Genomic DNA, 1,354 nt, shown 5'->3' on the forward strand with positions numbered 1-1,354 from the left:
TGCTTCCCCTGTCGTTCGCGCAACGTCGGCTGTGGTTCCTGCACCAACTGGAAGGGCCCAGCCCGACCTACAACATGCCCTTCGCGCTGCGACTGCGGGGCGAAGTGGACCACACCGCGATGGTCGCGGCCCTCTCCGACGTGGTCACGCGGCACGAGGTACTGCGCACGGTCTACCCCGAGGTCGACGGGACCCCGCGTCAGGTGATTCTCACCCCGGAACGGGCTGCCCTCGAACTGCCGGTCCGCGAGGTGGACGAAGCGGAACTCGCCGCGGCGCTCACCGCCACGGCCGGCCACCGGTTCGACCTCACCCGTGGGACACCGTTCCACGCCGAACTGCTCGCCCTCGACGCCGAGGATCACGTGCTGGTGCTCGTCCTGCACCACATCGCCGGTGACGGCTGGTCGAACGGTCCGCTCGCGCGGGATCTCTCCGAGGCCTACGCGGCCCGCTGCGCCGGCCGGGCCCCGGCGTGGGCGCCCCTGCCCGTCCAGTACGCGGACTACACCCTGTGGCATCAAGACCTCCTCGGACGTGAGGACGACCCGGACAGCCTGATCTCCCGACAGACGGCGTACTGGGCCGACGCGTTGGCGGACCTCCCGGAGGAACTGGCGCTTCCCGCCGACCGGCTTCGCCCGGCGGTGGCCGGCCACCAGGGCGGACGCGTGCCGTTCGCCCTGGGCGCGGCGGCGCACGCCCGGCTCCGCGAGCTCGCCCGCGACTGCGACTCCAGCCTGTTCATGGTCCTCCAGGCCGCGCTTGCCGCACTGCTCAGCAGGCTGGGGGCGGGCACCGACATCCCCCTCGGCACGCCGATCGCGGGCCGCACGGACGACGCGCTCGACGAGGCTGTCGGCTGCTTCGTCAACACCCTCGTCCTGCGGACAAGCACCTCGGGCAACCCCGCCTTCACCGACCTGGTGGCCCGTGCCCGCAAGACCAGCCTGTCCGCCTACGCCCACCAGGACGTGCCCTTCGAGCACCTGGTCGAGGTACTCGAACCGGCCAGGTCGCTCGCCCGGCACCCGCTGTTCCAGGTGATGCTGGTGCTGGATGTCCACGCCGACCCCCTGCTCGACCTGCCCGGCCTGCGGGCGAACCCACTGCCGCTCGGGACCGCGGCGGCGAAGTTCGACCTCTCCTTCACCGTGGCCGAGCAGGACGGCGCGAACGGCGAGGCAGCCGGAATCAGCGGTGCCCTCGACTACGCGAGCGACCTGTTCGACCACGGCACGGCCGAGGGTCTGGCGGCGCGCTTTGTGCGGTTGCTGGAGGCGGTGGCGGCTGATCCGGCTCGGCGTGTCGGGGAGTTGGAGATTCTCGACGACGCCGAGTGTGAGCGGGTGTT

The 1,354-nt window shown here is 71.6% G+C and carries 1 protein-coding gene; it reads left to right on the forward strand.

The features are described 5' to 3' along the window. On the forward strand, positions 1-1,354 hold a 1,354-nt coding region (locus ACZ7DE_RS40995), incomplete at both ends, for a condensation domain-containing protein (protein ID WP_470769648.1).

This window comes from Streptomyces sp. NPDC037083 (assembly GCF_055606485.1).